This window comes from Saccharothrix luteola (assembly GCF_020859565.1).
Classification (GTDB): domain Bacteria; phylum Actinomycetota; class Actinomycetes; order Mycobacteriales; family Pseudonocardiaceae; genus Actinosynnema; species Actinosynnema luteola.
The window spans coordinates 35,255-53,244 of record NZ_JAJHUO010000011.1 but is presented as its reverse complement, the minus strand read 5'-3'; the positions used below and the strand labels follow the sequence as shown (position 1 = coordinate 53,244).

Genomic DNA, 17,990 nt, shown 5'->3' with positions numbered 1-17,990 from the left:
GCCCCATGGACCTGACCGACGCGTGCTTCGCGGGCGCCGCCCGACAGGCCGAACTGCTGCGATCCGGCGCGCTCACCTCACGCGCCCTCGTCGCCGAATGCCTGCGCCGCATCGACCGGCACGACCGGAGCCTCAACGCGTTCCGGCTCGTGTTCACCGACCGCGCCCTCGCCGACGCCGAGGGAGCCGACGCCCGCCTCGCCCGCGGCGAGGACGCACCCCTGCTCGGCGTGCCCGTCGCGGTCAAGGAAGACCTCGCCATCGCCGGACTGCCCACCACCAAGGGCACCGCCGCCGTCGACACCACCGCGCCCGCCGACTCCGAGATCGTCCGCCGCCTGCGCGACGCCGGCGCCGTCATCGTCGGCCGCACCCGCATGCCCGAACTCGGCCTGTGGCCCTACACCGAGTCCACCTGGGCCGGCGCCACCCGCAACCCCTGGTCACCCGACCACTCGCCCGGCGGGTCCAGCGGCGGATCGGCCGCCGCCGTCGCCGCCGGCCTCGTCGGAGCCGCCGTCGGCACCGACGGCGCGGGCTCCATCCGCATCCCCTCGGCCTGCACCGGCCTGTTCGGCCTCAAACCCCAACGCGGCCACGTGCCGCTGACCCCCGACCGCGACGTCTGGGGAGGCCTGGTCGCCGCCGGGCCCATCACCCGCCACGTCGCCGACGCCGCCCTGCTCCTGGACGTCCTCGCACCCGGCGACGACCACACCGCCGCCGTCACCGCCACCCGCACCCTGCGCATCGCCGTGTCCCTGCGCACCTGGGGCCGCGGCATCCCCGTCGACGCGGAAGTCCGCGACGCCGTCCTCGACACCGCGGGCCTGCTCGCCGACCTCGGCCACGACGTCACCCGCGTCGACCCCGACACCCTGCACGACGTCGCCGGACCCGCCGTGCTCGCCGCCCGCTACCTGCACAGCGCCGCCACCACCGAACGGGCCCTGGACCGACCCGACCGGCTCGACGCCCGCACCCGCGCCGTCGCCGCCCTCGGCCGCTCCCTGCCCGCGCCCGCCGTGCGCGCCGCCCTCTCCCAGACCGCGAAGCTCACCGACCACGCCAACCGGCTCTTCGACCACCACGACCTGCTGCTCACCCCCGTGCTCACCCGGCCGCCCCTGCGCGTGGGCGAGTGGAACCGCCGACCCACCCTCGCCGCGCTGCTCGCCGCCGCCCGCATGACCACGTTCCTGCCCCTGTGGAACATCACCGGCAACCCCGCCGCGTCCGTCCCCGCCGGCCACACCCGCACCGGCCTGCCCCTGGCCGTGCAGCTCGTCGCCACCACCGACGACGACCGCACCATCCTCACCGCCGCCGGCCAACTCGAACGCGCCCGCCCCTGGGCCGACCGCCGCCCACCCGCCCACCCCTGACCCGCGAGAGTCCTACGCCCAGCCCGCGTGAGTCCTACGCCCGGAACGCGCGTGTCCTACGCTCACGACCCCCGAGTGGAACGCTCGGAACACCCGGCTACCGCTCCCGCCACGCCAACTCCGACCGCCACCGCTGCAACCACTCCGGCACCACGCCGCCCGACACCGCCGCCAACTCGCCCTCCACCACGTGCCGCAGCACGTCGTCCGCGCCCTCCGCCACCCGCCCCAGCACCTCCTCGCGCACCGCGGGCCAGTCACCCGACGACGACGCCACCGCCCGCAGCCGCACGTAGGACTCCCACACCGGATGCGCCAGGAACGCCCGCCGCCGCAGGTCCACCGCCCGCTCCACCCACCCCGCGCGCAGGCACTCGTCCACACCCAGGTCCACCAACCGGGTCGCCGCGCCACGCCCACCCGTCGCCGCCAGACCCCGCTCCACCCACGCCACCGCCTCCGCCGACCGGCCCGCGTCCCGCAGCACCGTCGCCACCCGCAGGTAGTGCCAGCCCGACGACAGGTCCCGCGACAACACCAACACCTGCAGGTCCACGTCACCGGTGTGCTCGGCCAACTCCTCCATCACCCGCAGCAACGCCCACCGCTCCCGGTCGTAGCGCCCGGTCTCCCCGAACCCGATCACCGGCAACCGCTCGAACCGCGCCACCGCCTCCGCCCGGTAGAACGCCAGCCCGTCCTCGCCCAACGCCGACGCGTACGCCGCCAACCGCACCTCCGGCGGCTCGGCGAAGTCCGTCTGCACCCACAACAACCACGCCGCCAACTCCCGACCGTCCACCGACGGCCCGGCCGCGCACGCCACCGCGTGCAGGTCCAGCACCCGGTCCACCAACCCCGCCAACGCCACCCGCTGCTCGCTGCCCTGCGCGGCCCGCACCAGCACCTCGGCCAACTCCCGCGCCACCACCCGCGCGCCCGGCCCGCCCCGCACCACAGCCGACAGCTCCGCCACCACCGCCGCCAACTCGTCCCACCGCACCGACCAGGGTGCGTCGACACGGGCCAGGGCGGCCGCCGCACGACCGGGTAAGGCATCCACCGCGACATCCAACCGCACACCGACCGGCCCCACGAGACCCACTCGGACGCCCACCGGCCCGCCGGACCCGCCCCGACCACGCGAAAGGGGCGCCGGCGACCACCGCCGACGCCCCACCACTGCGTCCAAGATCACTGCCAGGGGATCACTCGTGCGGCGACCGCGGCTCCCCGGCCCCGACCTCCCGCGCCGCCGGCGACGACCCCAACGTGCCGCGCTCCGGCCCGCGTTCCACCGACGCCTGCTCCAACGGACCCGGCACCTCCTTGCGGGCCACCGCCTCCGCCGCGCGCACCGCCTCCGCCACCGCCGGGTCCGGCGCCGTGTCGAACCACTCCGCCACCGACGCGTCGTCCTGCTCCGGCGACGACGTCTCCGGCTTCTCGTAGACCGGCGGCTCGTAGCGGAACACGCCGTCCTCGCCCGGCGCGCCCAGCATCTTCGCGAAACCCTCCAGCGCCTTGCCGTAGTCCGACGGCACCAGCCACACCTTGTTCGCGTCGCCCTGCGCCATCTGCGGCAACGTCTGCAGGTACTGGTAGGCCAGCACCTCCGGCGTCGGCTTGCCCGCCTTGATCGCCGCGAACACCTTCTCGATCGCCTTCGCCTGACCCTGCGCCTGCAGGTACCGGGCCGCCCGCTCACCCTGCGCCCGCAGGATCGCCGACTGCCGCTCCGCCTCCGCGGACAGGATCGCCGCCTGCTTCGCGCCCTCCGCGGACAGGATCTGCGCCTGCTTCTGCCCCTCCGCGGACTTGATCGCCGCCTCCCGCTGGCCCTCCGCGTTGAGGATCATCGCGCGCTTCTCCCGGTCCGCGCGCATCTGCTTCTCCATCGAGTCCCGGATCGAGGGCGGCGGGTCGACCGCCTTGAGCTCCACCCGCGCCACCCGGATGCCCCACCGGCCCGTCGCCTCGTCCAGCACGCCGCGCAACTGGTTGTTGATCTGGTCACGGGAGGTCAGCGTCTCCTCCAGGCTCATCCCGCCCACCAGGTTGCGCAGCGTCGTGGTCGCCAACTGCTCCACACCCACGATGTAGTTCGAGATCTCGTACACCGCCGCCCGCGGGTCGGTCACCTGGAAGTAGACGACCGTGTCGATCGACACCGTCAGGTTGTCCCGGGTGATCACCGGCTGCGGCGGGAACGACACCACCTGCTCGCGCAGGTCGATCCGCGCCCGCACCCGGTCGAAGAACGGCACCAGGATGTTGAGCCCCGGTGCGGCGGTCGTGCGGTAGCGGCCCAGCCGCTCGATCACCGCGGCCGTGGCCTGCGGGATCACCAGCACCGACTTCACCGTCACGACCAGCACGAACAGCACCAGGACCGCGATGACGATCAGCGTCGTGGTCAACTCTCCCAGCCTCCACTCAGGCCCCGGACAGCACCACTGCGGTCGCGCCCGAGATCTCGACAACAGTGACTTCGGCGCCGGGCTCGATGACCTCGCGGTCCAACGACCGCGCCGACCACACCTCGCCGCCGATCCGCACCCTACCGCCGTGGCCGTCCACAGTGGACACGACGACGGCCGTGGCGCCCACCAGGGCCTCCACGCCCGACTTGTGCCCCGAACCCAGCGCCATCCGGCGCTTGATCGCGGGCCGCGCGCCCACCACCAGCCCCAACGACACCAGGCCGAACACGATCCCGCTGAGCACCACGTCCGCGCCCAACGCCGACGCGCCCGCCGCGCCCAACGCCGCCAGGCCCAGCATGACCAGCACGAAGTCGCCCGACAGGATCTCGGCCGCCACCAGGACGACACCGAGGATCAACCAGATCAGCGCGGCCACCCACCCATCCTCGCACTTCCGGGGCCACCAGGGGCGGGTTTCAGCCCGCCGGCTCCGCCACGAAGTCGATCAGACGCTCCACCGCGCCGATCAACGGCGTCTCCAGGTCCCGGAACCCCGACACCCCCGCCAACACCCGACGCCACCCCTCGTAGGGCTGACCCCAGCCCAGCGCCGCGCACACCCCTTCCTTCCACGGCACGCCCCGCGGCACCACCGGCCACGCCGCGATCCCCACCGACGCCGGCTTCACCGCCTGCCACACGTCCACGTACGGGTGACCGGTGACCAGGACGTCGTCGTCCCGGATCGCCGAGACCAGCCGCGACTCCTTGCTGCCCGCCACCAGGTGGTCCACCAGCACACCCAGCCGCCTGCCCGGTCCCGTGCCGAACTCCGCGATCCGGCCGGCCAGCTCGTCCACCCCGTCCAGCGGCTCGACCACGACGCCCTCCACGCGCAGGTCGTGCCCCCACACCCGCTCCACCAGCTCCGCGTCGTGCAGGCCCTCCACCCAGATCCGGCTGTCCCGGGCCGTGCGGGCCCGCAGCCCCTCGACCTTCACCGACCCCGACGCCGTCCGCGCGGGCTTCGCCGCCGCCGGCGCGGGCCGCACCAGCGTCACCGGCCGCCCGTCCACCAGGAACCCCGCCGGGCGCAGCGGGAACAGCCGCTGCCGGCCCCGCCGGTCCTCCAGCACCACCTGACCGTGCTCGAACCGCACCACCGCGCCGCAGAACCCCGACGCCGGGTCCTCCGCCACCAGCCCGACCTCGGCCGCCACCTCGGGCACCGTCCTGCGCTTGCGGCCCGACAGCACGTCGCGGCCGTAGTCGTGTGATCGCACGGCCGGCGACGTTACCGGCCCGCGGCCACCGACGGGTGATCGGGGAAGAACCCGGCGAACACCTCGCACCACGCCGCCAACCGGTCCCCGTCCACCACCGCCGACCAGCGCTCGATCCCGTCGCGCAGGTCGGGCGAGGCGTAGGCGAAGTCCACCGCGTCCGACGCCGGGTCGCCCACGCACGGCCGCGGGTCGATCGCCACCAACCCGCGCTCGCCCGCGTCCAGGACGTTGCCGAAGTGCAGGTCGCCGTGCAGCAACGTCGCCGCCACCCGGTCGCGGGCCAGCGCCGCCGCCCGCGCGTGAGCCGCGTCGTGGTCGCCGGGGTGCCGCCTGCGCAGCACGTCGAAGACGAAGTCCACCCGCTCGTGCAACGGCGGGAACCCCTCCGGCGGCGCGATGTGCAGCCCGCGCAGCACCTCGGCCAGCCCCGGACCGTCCGCGGCGGGCGTGCCCGGCACCAGGCCCTCCAGCAGCAACGCGCCCCGCGCCGGATCCGCCCGCAGCACCCGCACCATCCGCGGCGACGGCTCCCACGCCCGCAGCGCCGCGTGCTCCTGCACCGAGATCGCCGGCTCCGGCGTCACCTTCAACACCACCGGCTCACCGCCGCGCGTGCACATCAGGGCGTGCGAGGTGCCCCCGGACAACGGCCGCACCACCTCCAGGCCCCAGTCCCGGCACAACCCCGCCACCAGCGCGTCCAGCCCGTCCAGCCACGACCGCACCCCCGGCCCGAAGCGCCGCGTCATGCGGTCGGCCAACGACGCCATTCAGCCGTCCAACCTCAAGATGAACTCCTCCACGTCCTCACCACGCCCCTCGGCGAACCCCACGTCCTCGCCGACCGGCACGAACCCGCACTTCTCCAGCACCCGCAGCGACCCCAGGTTGTCCACCGCGGCCCGCGCGTACAGCGGGCGCAGCGGCTCCTCCCGCAGGAACAGCTGCAACGCCGCCGTCGCCAGCCCCTTGCCCCAGTGCTCCCGGTCGATCCAGCACACCACCTCCGGCTCACCGAACTGGCGCAACCGCCCCACGTGGCCCACCACGTCGCCGTCGAACACCACCGTGCGCGCCGCCACCGAGTCGTCGGCCAGGATCCGCGCCCACCGCACCAGGAACGCCGCCCGGTCCGACGGGTCCGACGGGGTGAACGCGGCCATCCGGACCGCCTCCGGATCGCGCTGGTGCTCGAAGAACACCAACACGTCGGCAGCGGTCACCTCGCGCAGTTCGACGCCCACGCGGCAAGTAGACAACACGCACCCGCGACGTCAGAAGATCCCCGCGCAGAACCGCCCGCCGGTGTCGCGCCCGCTCAGAACGCGGGCCAGGGGATCGCCGGCCAGTCGTTGGACGGCTCCGGGAACACCCCCGCCGCCAGCAGCTTGTCCACCCGCTCGGCCAACGCCCGCACCTCCGCGCGCGTCAGGTGCTCGTGCAGCCGCTCCGACAGCTCCCCGTCCAGGCACGAGCGCAGCCGCCGCAGCGACTCCACCGCCTCCCCGGGCAGCTCCTCGCCCAACCAGCCCCACAGCACCGTGCGCAGCTTGTCGTCGCCGTGCAGGCAGATCCCGTGGTCCACCCCGTACACCGCGCCGTCGAGCGCGTGCAGCACGTGACCGCCCTTGCGGTCGGCGTTGTTCACCACCACGTCGAACGCCGCCATCAACCGCACCCGCGGGTGGTCGGCGTGCACCAGCACCGCGGGCTCCCCGTACCGGTCGTGCGCCCGCAACACCGAACGCCACCCCGGCCGCACCTCGTCCACCGGCACGATGTCCACCAGGTCGTCGTCCTCGCGGGTCTCCACCCACAACTGGACCATGCCCGACCCGAACGGACCCTCCCGCAGCACCGTCGGCGGCACCACGTGCACCCCGGCCGCCTCCGACACCAGGTACGTGGCCACCTCGCGGCCCGCCAGCGTGCCGTCGGGGAAGTCCCACAACGGCCGCTCGCCGCGCACCGGCTTGTACACGCACTTCGCGGTCACGCCGTCGAGGCTGATCGCGCAGAACAACGTCGCGTTCGACGCGTCCACCAGCCGGCCCTCGACGTCGATGCGGCCACGCCGCAGCAAGTCGAGCACCCCGTCGTCAGCCGGACCCACCGCCGCGCTCAGCCCTCGTCCGACCGGCGGTAGCCGTTCTGCCGCGGGCACACGTGCCCCTCGGGGTCCAGCGGCTCGGCGCACAGCGGACACGGCTTGCGGCCCGCCCGCACCACCCGGTCCGCGCGCTCGGCGAACGCCCGCGCCTCCACCGGGCTCAGGAACACCCGCACCGCGTCCGGACCCTCCTCGGTGTCGTCGAGCACCACCGCCTCGTCGACCTCCTCCTCGGTGATCGCGAGCAGTTCGATGACCACCGCGCGGGACTCGGCGTCCCAGCCCAGCCCCATCGTGCCGACCTTGAACTCCTCCTCGACCGGCACCGCCAGCGGTTCGGTGTCCCGGAGGTCCTCGGGGACCGCGTCGGGGACGTCGGCGCCGAACCGCCGGTGCACCTCCTCCAGCAGCGAGCCGATGCGCTCGGCGAGTACGGCGACCTGTTGCTTCTCCAGCGCCACGCTGACCAGCCGGGCCTCCTCGGAGGCCTGCAGGTAGAACGTGCGCTCGCCAGGCTGCCCGACTGTGCCGGCGACGAACCGGTCGGGCTGGCGGAATACGTGGATGACGCGTGCCATGACAACGACGACCCTAGGCCACGCGAGCAAGATCGGCAGCCCTGCCCCTTGCTTTTCCACGACCGGCGAACACGACTCCCCGTCGGTCGGCGCTGACCGGCCGGCACGCACCCGGATAAGGTCGCCGCGTGGTGAAGATCGCACCGTACGGAACGTGGACATCGCCCATCGACGCGGCCGACGCCGCCGCGGCCGGCGGGGGCCTGCAGTGGGTCGACCTGCACGACGGTCGTCCCTGGTGGGCCGAGGGACGACCCGCCGAGGGCGGCCGGGTCGCGCTCGTGCGCGACGGGCAGGACCTGCTGCCGCCGCCGTGGAACGTGCGCAACCGCGTCCACGAGTACGGCGGCCGGCCGTGGGTCGTGCTGGACACCCCAGAGGGGACGCGCGTGGCGTTCACCAACTGGGACGACCAGCGCGTCTACCTGTTCGACCCCGACGACCCCCGGCCCGTCCCGCTCAGCCCCGAGCCCGCGCGCCGCCACGGCCACCGCTACGCCGACCTCACCGCCGGACCCGGCCACGCCGAGGTGTGGTGCGTGCGCGAGACCGTGACCGGCGACGCCCGCACCGACGTGCGCCGCGACCTGGTCGCCCTGCCGCTGGACGGCTCCCCGCCCCGCGTGCTCGCCGCCAGCCACCACTTCATGACCGGACCCCGGCTCTCGCCCGACGGCCGCCACTACGCCTGGATCGGCTGGGACCACCCCCGCATGCCGTGGGACGGCACCGAGCTGTGCGTCGCCGAGGTCGGCTCTTCGGAGCACCGGGTGCTGGCCGGCGGCGAGACCGAGGCCGTGTGCCAGGTCGAGTGGGAGGGCGACTCCCTGCTGGCGCTGACCGACCCCGACGGCTGGTGGAACCTGTTCCGCATCGGCCTGGACGGCGCCCGCAAGAACCTCGCGCCGTGCGCCGCGGAACTGGGCGGACCGATGTGGCGGCTGGGCAACCGCTGGTTCGCCGCCATCGGCCCCGGCCGCTACGCCGTGCTGCGCTCCGGCGCGCTGGCCGTGCTCGACGAGCGCAGCGGCACCGTCACCGACGTCGACGTGGACCAGCCCGTCTGGCACGCGCACCTCGCCGTGCACGACGGCGTCCTGGTCAGCGGCGCCGCCGGACCGCTGGCCGAGTCCGCCGTGGTGTCGCTGGACCTGTCCACCGGCGCCCTCACCGAGCACACCTCCGGCGAGTCGCCGTTGCCGGTCGACTACCTGCCCGTGCCCGAGGAACGCGTGTTCAGCGGGCCCGACGGCGACGTCCCCGCCTACGTCTACCCGCCGCGCAACCCCGACTTCACCGCCCCCGAGGGCGAGAAACCGCCCTACGTCGTGCACGTCCACGGTGGGCCCACCGGCCGGTCCGCGCCCGTGCTCGACGCCGAACTGGCCTACCTGACCAGCCGCGGCATCGGCGTGGTCGCGGTCAACTACGGCGGCTCCACCGGCTACGGGCGGGCGTTCCGCGAACGGCTGCGCGAGCAGTGGGGCGTGGTCGACGTGCAGGACTGCGCCGCCGTCGCCCAGGCCCTGGCCGACTCCGGCACCGCCGACGGCGACCGGCTCGCCATCCGCGGCGGCAGCGCGGGCGGCTGGACCTCGGCCGCGTCGCTGACCTCGGTGAAGACCTACCGGTGCGGCATGGTCGCGTTCCCCATCCTCGACCTGGCCGGCTGGACCGGCGAGGGCGGCGAGACCCACGACTTCGAGTCCCGCTACGTCGAGGGCCTGGTCGGGCCCTGGCCCGCGGCGGCCGACCGGTACGCCGAACGGTCGCCGTCCCACCGCGTCGACCGGCTCGCCGGGCCCGTGCTGCTGCTGCAGGGCCTGGAGGACGAGATCTGCCCGCCCGACCAGGCCGACCGGTTCGCCTCCGCGCTGGACGGCACCGGCATCCCGCACGCCTACCTCACGTTCGAGGGCGAGCAGCACGGGTTCCGCAAGGCCGAGACGATCGTCGCGGCGCTGGAGGCCGAGCTGTCGTTCTACGGGCAGGTGTTCGGCTTCACGCCCGAGGGGATCGCGGTCCTGGAGCTGCGCCGGTGACCTCCGACGCCACCTCCGGGCCCGGGCTGCTGCGGCCGGGCGACCGGGTCGTCGTGGTCAGCCCGGCCGGACCCTGCTCGGCCGAACTCCTCGACGCGGGCGCCGCGTGGCTGCGCAAGTGGGGCCTGGACGTGCGGATCGACGCCCACGCCCTGGACACCCACCCGACGCTGGACTACCTCGCCGGCCACGACGCCGACCGCGCCCGCTCGTTCGAACGGGCCTGGCTGGACCCGGCGGTGGCCGGGGTGCTGTGCGCCCGGGGCGGCTACGGCAGCCTGCGCATGGTCGACCTGGTCGACTGGGACGCCGTGGTGGCCACGGCGGCCGGTGGGCGTCGCAAGGTGTTCGTGGGCTCCAGCGACACCACCGTGCTGCACCAGCGGTTCTGGGCGCACGGCGTGCCCACGTGGTTCGGGCCGATGATCGGCACCAGGGCGTTCGTCGAGGACACCGCCGCCCGTGAACGGCTCCGCGCCGCCCTGTTCGGCGGCGTGACGTCCTACCGGGGTGTCGGCATGGCGCCCGGGGTCGCGCGGGGGGTCGCCGTCGGCGGCAACCTCAGCCTGCTCGACGCGCCGCCGCCCCCCGGCGCGGTCGTGCTGCTCGAAGACGTCAACGAAGAGCCCTACCGGCTCGACCGGATGCTCACCGACCTGCTGCGGTCCGGGTGGTTCGACCAGGTCGCCGGGCTCGTGCTCGGCTCGTGGACGGGGTGCGGCGACCCGTCCGCCGTGCTCGCCGACCGGCTCGGCGGGCTCGGTGTGCCGATCGTCGCCGACGCCGGGTTCGGGCACTGCGAAGGCCAGCTCACCGTGCCGCTCGGCGTGCCGGTCGAGATCGACGGCGGCGCCGGGGTGGTCACCGTCGTGACGTGACCACCCCGGCGCCCGGCCGGCACCAGGTTTGTCGCAGGCTCCGACGGTCACAGGCCGAACGCGAGCAGCACGTCACCGCCGTCCGGGTTCGGGTACTCCGGCGAGTAGCCCGCCTGCACGTACACCATCCCGTCGGCCACGACCGCGCCACCGCCGCCGCCGGAGATCGTGCCGCCGCGACCCGGCAGGCCGTTCACCCCGGTGAAGTCCCGGATCGTGTCGTAGGTCCACAGCACCCGGCCGTCACGCGCCGAGTACGCCCGCAGCTTGCCGTCGTTGCCGCCCTCCCACACCAGACCTGGGCTGCTCGTCACCGCCGGGCCGTGGCCCAGCGAGCAGATCTCCGGGTGGGCCGCCGCGCCGCCGGTCGTGCAGCCGTCCGCCGGGTTGGGCGTCTCCCACAGCACGCGGCCCGTGGCCGGGTCCACCGCGAACACCTTGCCCGGGTCGGCGAAGTAGGTCGCGATGTAGAGCCGGTGCCCGTCGTAGCTCGTGCCCCACTGGATGCCCGAGATGCCGCCGCCGGGCAGCGGCACACCCAGCTGCCGACGCCACACCACCTCGCCGGTCGACGCGTCGAACACGTGGTACACGCCCACCTTCTGCCCCACCCCGACCAGGTGACGCCCGCCGACGGTGAACAGGTTCGGAGTCGCGCCGATGTCGTAGTCCAACGCCGATCCGTCCTTCAGACCGGGGCAGTAGCCCTCCGGGTCGGGGCTGTTGCACAACCCGCGCCACGTGTCGGCCTTCGTGACCTGGTTGCGCCACTTCACCACGCCCGTGCGGTGGTCCAGCGCCAGCAACGTGTCGAAGTCGCCCGCGCTGCCCGTGTAGTTCTGGCCAGTGCCGACGTACACCGTGCCGCTGCGCGGGTCGACCACCGGCGAGCTCCACACCCCGGCGCCCGACGGCTCGTACCTGGTCGCGCCACTGGGCCACGTCCCGACCGCCTGCGGTTCCGGCACGGTGTAGTGCCGCCACACCAGCTCTCCCGTGCGCGCGTCCAAGGCGTCGATGTGGCCGCGGAACGTGCAGCACGGGTAGTTCGGATCGTCGGTCCCGTCCGGGCCGGTGGCCGCGTTCTCACCGCTCGACGTACCGACGTACACCTTCCCGTCGTGCACCATCGGTGAACTGGTCACCGTCGCCGCCGGGTGCGCGTCCACCTGCTCGGCCCACACCACCCGACCCGTGGCCTGGTCCAGCGAGTAGACGAAGCCCCGGATGTCGCCGAAGTACACCCGCCCGCCCGACACCGACGGGCTGTCCCACGGGATCGCCGGACGCGCCCCCGGAGCGATGCCGGAGAGGTCCGTCGTCCACACCTCCGCGCCGGTCTCGGCGTCCCGCGCGTAGAACTTCCCGTCCGGGCCGCCGAAGAACGCCACCCCGCCGACCACGGCGGGCTGGCTCCGCACCGGAGCCGTCGATTTCGGGAACGCGAACGCCCACTTCACCTTCAGCTTCGACACGGTGCGAGGCGTGATCCGCCACTCCGCCGCCGCGTACCGCGACCCGGCCGCGTCCTTCGACCACGTGGCCCAGTCACCCGACCGGTCCGGCCGCCCCGGCGAGGCCGACGTGACCCCCGCCCCGACCAACGCCACCGCCGAAGCCGCCGCCACCAACGCCACTGCCCGTTCAGAGATCGGCATCCCATCCCCCTGCCATTGTGGAAAGCCTTTCCACCGTGACAGCGGAAACCGACGACCACGAGCCACGAAAGGACCGGATCCCATCGGGAGAAGGTCCACCCCGACCGAGCCGATCGGTTGATCCCGACCCACCCCGCGAAGGACTACCCTCCTCCGGCGTCATCACGGCCGACACCGGCACCGTGCGCACCGCGCCCGCCTGCCGAAGCACGGCCCCGCACCCCCACCGCCCCACGACCTGATCCCCGACCGGACCGACAGCTCCGACCGCCGTTGCAGCTGACCTGGCCGCTCACCCCGACGGTCGACCAGGTCGCTCGGCGAGTGCGACCCGCGAGGTTCCCGGTGCACCTGACGGGGTCGTCCGAGCGGCCACTGCAACGGGCCTGTCAGGAGGTCGGCCGCCTGCCGTGGCGTGAGCGGACCCGTCACGTCGTCGAGCGGGCGGCACGGGCGCTACAGGTGGCGGCAGGTCGTCAGCGGACGTCAGGATCGTCCGCCGGCATCAGGTGATGGCCGGTGGTTGCCACGTGGTGGTCAGTTGCGGTGAGGTGGTTGCGACCTGGCGGCCAGGTCGTGGTCAGGGGTTGTCGCGGAGCATCTGGTTGTCCCGCAATGTTTGGGTGTCGCGTCGCACCTCCTCCGCTCGGTCGCCGACGGCCTGGATCTCCTCGGCCAGCTCCGGGTGGCTGGCCCGCATCCTGCCCAGCGCCGCCATCAACGGCTCCAGCAGCGCCACGGCGTCGTCCGCCGCCAGCGCCTCGCGCACCACGACGTCCATCCGGCCGACCTGACCGGCCAGGCTGCGCAGCGACGCGGCGTTGTCGCGCGCCCACTGCGACACCGCGCGGTCGGCCGCCCGTCTGTCCCGTTCGGCACGCACCCGGCCCTCGGCCGTCGCACCCAGGTTCGACGGGCGCAGCCGCAGGTACCGGCGCTCCGCCGCCTGTCTGCTGGCCACCCCCAGCGCGGGCGCGAGCTCGGCCCAGCTCGTGCCCAACCCGCGCGCTGCGGCGATCAGCTGTGGTTCCCATCCGGCCAGCTCGTCGCGCAAGTGCCGCAGGAGGACCAGTGCGGACAGCACCTGCCCCGCACTGAGGTCTTCCCCGGTCGCCGCCGCTCGGACGGTCTCGTAATCCCCGATCGCCATGACGTCAACTTACCGACGACATTCGGTCTTGTCAACCACATGACGACATGGTAGAACTGAATCGCAGCGCAATCACCAGCGCATTGACCACGTAGACCAGGAGGTGTTCCCGATGTTGATGCGCACGGACCCGTTCCGGGAGCTGGACCGGCTGGCGCAGCAGTTCTTCAGCGGACCGGGCACTTGGTCGCGGCCCACACCCATGCCGATGGACGCCTACCGCGCCGGGGACCAGTTCGTCGTGGAGTTCGACCTGCCGGGTGTCACGCCGGACGCCATCGATCTCGATGTCGAGCGCAACGTGCTCACCGTCAAGGCCGAGCGTCGCCCCAACCGCACCGACGACGTCGAGATGCAGCTGTCGGAGCGACCGCTGGGCGTGTTCTCGCGCCAGTTGTTCCTCGGTGACTCGCTCGACGTCGAGCGGATCAAGGCCGACTACGACTCCGGCGTGCTGACGCTGCGCATCCCGATCGCGGAGAAGGCGAAGCCGCGCAAGATCGCCATCGGCCACACCGACGACGCCCCGAAGGAGATCAACGCCTGACACATCGACGCCGTCGGATACCGGATGTGCACCGGGTCTACGGCAGGTAGGCCCGGTGCACATCGTCCACCGACCACGACTGCGCCGCCGCAGCTCCGCTACGCCGACCACGGTTCCATCGACGCGGTGCCGTCGCGACGCGGTCGGTCACCGGCGTGGCAGGAGCGGAAATCGGTGGATCGCGCCGGCCGGCATCCGACAGGATCGCCGACCATGCGACCGGCGCAGGGGGAAGTCCTGCACTTCTCCGAAGACCCCACGATCACCCGGTTCGAGCCGCACGTCGCCGCCACCGCCCGGCAACCCGAGGCGTACGTGTGGGCCGTGGACTACGCACGGTCGCCCGACTACTGGTTCCCGCGCCAGTGCCCCCGCGCGCTGACGTGGGTCGAACCCACCACCAGCGCCGAGGACCGGGCGTGGCTGGGTGTCGAACGGGTTCACGCGATCGAGTTCGGCTGGTTGCGCCGGATGCAGACCGCGCGCCTGTACGCCTACCGGTTCGACGCGCGGGCGTTCCGGCCGTTCGGCGAACCGACCAACGCCCACGTGGCCACCGAACCGGTCGAACCCCTCGGCGCACCTGAAGCTGTCGGCGACCTGCTGGCGTTGCACGAGGACGCGGGCATCGAGCTGCGGCTGATGGCCAACCTGTGGCCGTTCTGGCGACGGGTGGTCGCGAGCACGCTCGGGTTCAGCGGGATCCGGCTGCGCAACGCCCTGCCCGACCCGGCCTGACAAACCCACAGCCGTCCACTCCCGCGTGTTGGCCGTGAACTCGCCCGGGAACAGGTACGTCCACTCCATCCCGGACGACCCGATCGCCCAGTGGTACACCCGCAGCCGCGACTCCAGTGGATCGTCGTCGGACCGGCTCGGGCGTTGCGCCCGGGATGCGTCACCCGCCGCACCCCGGCGCCCACCTCGGTCCGACGGCGCCGGTCGCACCGGTGACCGGAATCGGCATCGCTTCCTCCAAGGCGGACAAGAAAGCACGACTCATCGACCCTGGTGAGGAAGGGGCGAACGACCGGGGTTGCCGACATACCGACCGGTCGGTACCCTCGCGACGTGGACGAACGGCGCATCGACGCGGTGGTGTTGGACTGGGGCGGCGTGCTCACGGTCTCCGTGCCCGCCTTCATCGAGGACTGGCTGACTTCGGAGAACATCGACCGGGACCACTACGGCCGGACCATGCGGACCTGGATGGGCCGTGACGCGGTCCCCGGCAACCCGGTGGCCCGCCTGGAGACCGGCGAACTCGGAACCGCCGAGTTCGAAGCGCTTCTGGCCGCCGAACTGGTCACCCTCGACGGACGCGAGGTGGCGTCGAAGGGCCTGCTGCGCCGCATGTTCGGCAGCGCCCATCCCGACCCGAGGATGGTCGACCTGGTCCGCGAACTGCGCGCCGACGGCCTGCGGACCGCGCTGCTGTCCAACAGCTGGGGCGAGGGCTACCCCGAAGAGCTGCTGCTCGAGCTGTTCGACACGATCGTGATCAGCGGACGGATCGGACTGCGCAAGCCCGACCCGCGCATCTTCCAGCACACCCTCGACCAGATCGGCCTGCCCGCCCACCGGTGCGTGTTCTTCGACGACGCGCCGGTCAACGTCGAAGCGGCGCAGGCTGTCGGCCTGCACGCCCACCGGCACACCGACGCCGACACGACCCGCGCGGTGATCGCCCAGCTCAGGGGAGTCGCCGCATGACCGAACTACCCGGCCTGGACCTCGACCGGCTCGCCGCGCACCTCGGCGCCGGCCCGTTGACCGGCGAACTGATCCCCGGCGGACGGTCCAACCTGACCTACCGCGTCACCGACGGCGAACACCGCTGGGTGCTGCGCCGACCGCCGCTGGGCCACGTGCTGGCCACCGCGCACGACATGTCCCGCGAGCACCGCGTGATCAAGGCCCTGGCGGACACCGCCGTGCCGGTGCCGCGGGTCGAGCTGCTGTGCGAGGACACCGACGTCATCGGCGCGCCGTTCTACCTGATGGAAGAGGTGCCGGGCGTGGCGCTGCGGCACCGCGACCAGTGCCCGTGGCTCACCCCGGACAAGGCACGCGCCCTGTCCGAACGGCTGGTCGACGTGCTCGCCGACCTGCACGCCGTCGACCCGGAGGAGGTCGGCCTGACCGACTTCGGCCGACCGGACGGCTTCCTCAAGCGCCAGGTCGCCCGCTGGGGCAAGCAGCTCGACGCCTCCCGCAGCCGTGAGCTGCCCGGTATCGACGAGCTGCGCGACCGGCTCGCCGACAGCGTCCCCGACTCCGCCCGTGCCACGATCGTGCACGGCGACTACCGGCTGGACAACGTCCTGGTCACCGAGGACCCGCTGGACATCAGCGCGGTGCTGGACTGGGAGATGGCCACGCTGGGCGATCCGCTCGCCGACGTCGGCCTGCTGTGCGTGTACTGGAACGGCATCGGCGCGCGCGACGACGATCCGATCACCGGCACCGTGCCGACACTGCCCGGGTTCGCGGGCACCGACGAGCTGGTGCGCCGCTACGCCGAGCGCAGCGGCGCCGACACCGGCGGCCTGGCCTGGTACACGGCGTTCGCCTACTTCAAGCTCGCCGTGATCCTCGAAGGCATCCACTTCCGCTTCACCCGCGGCCAGACCGTGGGAGCGGGGTTCGACCAGATCGGCCAACTCACCCTGCCGCTGGTGCGACAGGGACTCGCCGCGAGCTCAGGGGAGCACTGATGGACTTCGCCTACGACGCCAAGACCGAGGACCTGCGCGACCGGCTGCTGCGGTTCATGGACGAGTTCGTCTACCCGGCCGAGTCGGTCGCCGAACAGCAGCTGGCCGACGCCGAGGACCCGTGGGCGCGCCCGGCGGTGCTGCAGGAGCTGAAGGCCGAGGCGCGCCGGCAGGGTCTGTGGAACCTGTTCCTGCCCGACCCCGAGCACGGCGGTGGCCTGACGAACCTGCAGTACGCGCCGCTGGCCGAGATCACCGGCCGCAGCCCGCACCTGGCGCCCGAGGCGCTCAACTGCGCCGCGCCGGACACCGGGAACATGGAGGTGCTGGCGATGTTCGGCACCGAGCAGCAGAAGAAGCAGTGGCTGCGGCCCCTGCTGGACGGCGAGATCCGGTCGGCGTTCTGCATGACCGAGCCGGACGTGGCGTCCTCCGACGCCACCAACATCGCCACCAGCATCACCCGCGACGGCGACGAGTACGTCGTCAACGGCCGCAAGTGGTGGTCGTCGGGCGCGATGAACCCCGACTGCGCGATCTTCATCGTGATGGGCAAGACCGACCCCGACGCCGAACGGCACCGCCAGCAGGCGATGATCCTGGTGCCGCGCGACACGCCGGGCGTGCACGTCAAGCGCGGCATGCACGTGTTCGGCTACACGGACGCCTCCCACGGCGGGCACGCCGAGATCGTCTTCGACAACGTCCGCGTGCCCGCCGACAACCTGATCGCCGGCGAGGGCGAGGGCTTCGCGATCGCCCAGGCCCGCCTCGGCCCCGGCCGCATCCACCACTGCATGCGGCTGATCGGCATCGCCGAACGCGCGCTGGAGCTGATGTGCCGCCGCGCGATCTCGCGCGTCGCGTTCGGGCAGCCGATCGCGCGCCAGGGTGTCGTGCAGGAGTGGATCGCCGAGTCGCGGGTGCGGATCGAGCAGGCCAGGCTGCTGGTGCTCAAGACGGCGTGGCTGATGGACACCGTCGGCAACAAGGGCGCGCACACCGAGATCCAGGCCATCAAGATCGGCACGCCGCTCATGGCCGAGTGGGTGCTGGACAAGGCGATCCAGGCGCACGGCGCGGGCGGCGTGAGCCAGGACTTCCCGCTGGCCGAGCTGTGGGCGGCGGCGCGGACCCTGCGCCTGGCCGACGGCCCCGACGAGGTGCACCGGATGTCGTTGGCGAAGCGGGAGCTCAAGCGGTATTTGTGACT

18 protein-coding genes are annotated in these 17,990 nt (G+C 73.1%); 8 read left to right on the top strand and 10 right to left on the bottom strand.

Going from position 1 to position 17,990, the window contains the following annotated elements:
- Window positions 1-5 precede the first annotated feature (5 nt).
- A complete protein-coding gene (locus LNK82_RS16850; protein ID WP_230567937.1) occupies window positions 6-1,385 on the top strand; it encodes an amidase family protein in 1,380 nt (459 codons plus the stop codon).
- A gap of 97 nt (window positions 1,386-1,482) precedes the next feature.
- Here LNK82_RS16850 and LNK82_RS16845 read toward each other — a convergent pair whose 3' ends face one another.
- The 8 genes from LNK82_RS16845 to LNK82_RS16810 form a co-directional block, all read right to left on the bottom strand.
- Complete coding sequence (locus LNK82_RS16845) at window positions 1,483-2,448, bottom strand: hypothetical protein (RefSeq protein ID WP_230567936.1); 966 nt, start codon at window positions 2,446-2,448, stop codon at window positions 1,483-1,485.
- Between the two features lie 145 nt (window positions 2,449-2,593).
- A complete protein-coding gene (locus tag LNK82_RS16840) occupies window positions 2,594-3,805 on the bottom strand; it encodes an SPFH domain-containing protein (RefSeq protein WP_230567935.1) in 1,212 nt (403 codons plus the stop codon).
- Window positions 3,806-3,821: 16 nt separating this feature from the next.
- Window positions 3,822-4,247 (bottom strand): NfeD family protein, encoded by a 426-nt coding sequence (locus tag LNK82_RS16835; RefSeq protein WP_230567934.1) that lies wholly within the window; start codon window positions 4,245-4,247, stop codon window positions 3,822-3,824.
- A gap of 40 nt (window positions 4,248-4,287) precedes the next feature.
- Complete coding sequence (locus tag LNK82_RS16830; protein ID WP_230567933.1) at window positions 4,288-5,094, bottom strand: DUF3097 domain-containing protein; 807 nt, start codon at window positions 5,092-5,094, stop codon at window positions 4,288-4,290.
- An 11-nt stretch (window positions 5,095-5,105) separates the two neighbouring features.
- Entirely contained in the window at window positions 5,106-5,867 is a 762-nt protein-coding gene (locus LNK82_RS16825; protein ID WP_230567932.1) for an aminoglycoside phosphotransferase family protein, read from the bottom strand.
- Window positions 5,868-6,341 (bottom strand): GNAT family N-acetyltransferase, encoded by a 474-nt coding sequence (locus tag LNK82_RS16820; RefSeq protein WP_230567931.1) that lies wholly within the window; start codon window positions 6,339-6,341, stop codon window positions 5,868-5,870.
- A 74-nt stretch (window positions 6,342-6,415) separates the two neighbouring features.
- Window positions 6,416-7,210: an SCO1664 family protein gene (locus tag LNK82_RS16815; protein ID WP_230567930.1), complete on the bottom strand. Its 795-nt coding sequence runs from the start codon at window positions 7,208-7,210 to the stop codon at window positions 6,416-6,418.
- 8 nt (window positions 7,211-7,218) lie between these two features.
- Window positions 7,219-7,785: a DUF3090 domain-containing protein gene (locus LNK82_RS16810; protein WP_230567929.1), complete on the bottom strand. Its 567-nt coding sequence runs from the start codon at window positions 7,783-7,785 to the stop codon at window positions 7,219-7,221.
- A 128-nt stretch (window positions 7,786-7,913) separates the two neighbouring features.
- Between LNK82_RS16810 and LNK82_RS16805 the strand changes: the two genes are divergently transcribed.
- Window positions 7,914-9,827, top strand: a complete 1,914-nt coding sequence (locus LNK82_RS16805; protein WP_230567928.1) for a S9 family peptidase — start codon at window positions 7,914-7,916, stop codon at window positions 9,825-9,827.
- A complete protein-coding gene (locus LNK82_RS16800) occupies window positions 9,824-10,705 on the top strand; it encodes a S66 peptidase family protein (protein ID WP_230567927.1) in 882 nt (293 codons plus the stop codon). The genes LNK82_RS16805 and LNK82_RS16800 overlap by 4 nt, the downstream gene beginning before the upstream one ends.
- Before the next feature lie 47 nt (window positions 10,706-10,752).
- On the opposite strand, the gene LNK82_RS16795 is transcribed toward LNK82_RS16800, so the two are convergent.
- Both LNK82_RS16795 and LNK82_RS16790 read right to left on the bottom strand, forming a co-directional pair.
- Window positions 10,753-12,363 (bottom strand): outer membrane protein assembly factor BamB family protein, encoded by a 1,611-nt coding sequence (locus tag LNK82_RS16795; RefSeq protein WP_230567926.1) that lies wholly within the window; start codon window positions 12,361-12,363, stop codon window positions 10,753-10,755.
- Window positions 12,364-12,943: 580 nt separating this feature from the next.
- On the bottom strand, window positions 12,944-13,513 hold the full coding sequence (locus LNK82_RS16790) for a hypothetical protein (protein WP_230567925.1): 570 nt from the start codon (window positions 13,511-13,513) through the stop codon (window positions 12,944-12,946).
- A 112-nt stretch (window positions 13,514-13,625) separates the two neighbouring features.
- On the opposite strand from LNK82_RS16790, the gene LNK82_RS16785 reads away from it, so the two are divergent.
- The 5 genes from LNK82_RS16785 to LNK82_RS16765 all read left to right on the top strand — a co-directional run bounded on the left by LNK82_RS16785 (window position 13,626) and on the right by LNK82_RS16765 (window position 17,988).
- On the top strand, window positions 13,626-14,060 hold the full coding sequence (locus tag LNK82_RS16785) for an Hsp20/alpha crystallin family protein (RefSeq protein WP_230567924.1): 435 nt from the start codon (window positions 13,626-13,628) through the stop codon (window positions 14,058-14,060).
- A gap of 213 nt (window positions 14,061-14,273) precedes the next feature.
- Window positions 14,274-14,798 (top strand): DUF6886 family protein, encoded by a 525-nt coding sequence (locus LNK82_RS16780; RefSeq protein ID WP_230567923.1) that lies wholly within the window; start codon window positions 14,274-14,276, stop codon window positions 14,796-14,798.
- Between the two features lie 333 nt (window positions 14,799-15,131).
- Window positions 15,132-15,773 (top strand): HAD family hydrolase, encoded by a 642-nt coding sequence (locus LNK82_RS16775; RefSeq protein ID WP_230567922.1) that lies wholly within the window; start codon window positions 15,132-15,134, stop codon window positions 15,771-15,773.
- Window positions 15,770-16,777, top strand: coding sequence for a phosphotransferase family protein (locus LNK82_RS16770; protein ID WP_230567921.1), 1,008 nt, complete (start codon window positions 15,770-15,772; stop codon window positions 16,775-16,777). The genes LNK82_RS16775 and LNK82_RS16770 overlap by 4 nt, the downstream gene beginning before the upstream one ends.
- Entirely contained in the window at window positions 16,777-17,988 is a 1,212-nt protein-coding gene (locus LNK82_RS16765) for an acyl-CoA dehydrogenase family protein (RefSeq protein ID WP_230567920.1), read from the top strand. Before LNK82_RS16770 ends, LNK82_RS16765 begins: the two co-directional genes overlap by 1 nt.
- Window positions 17,989-17,990 lie beyond the last annotated feature (2 nt).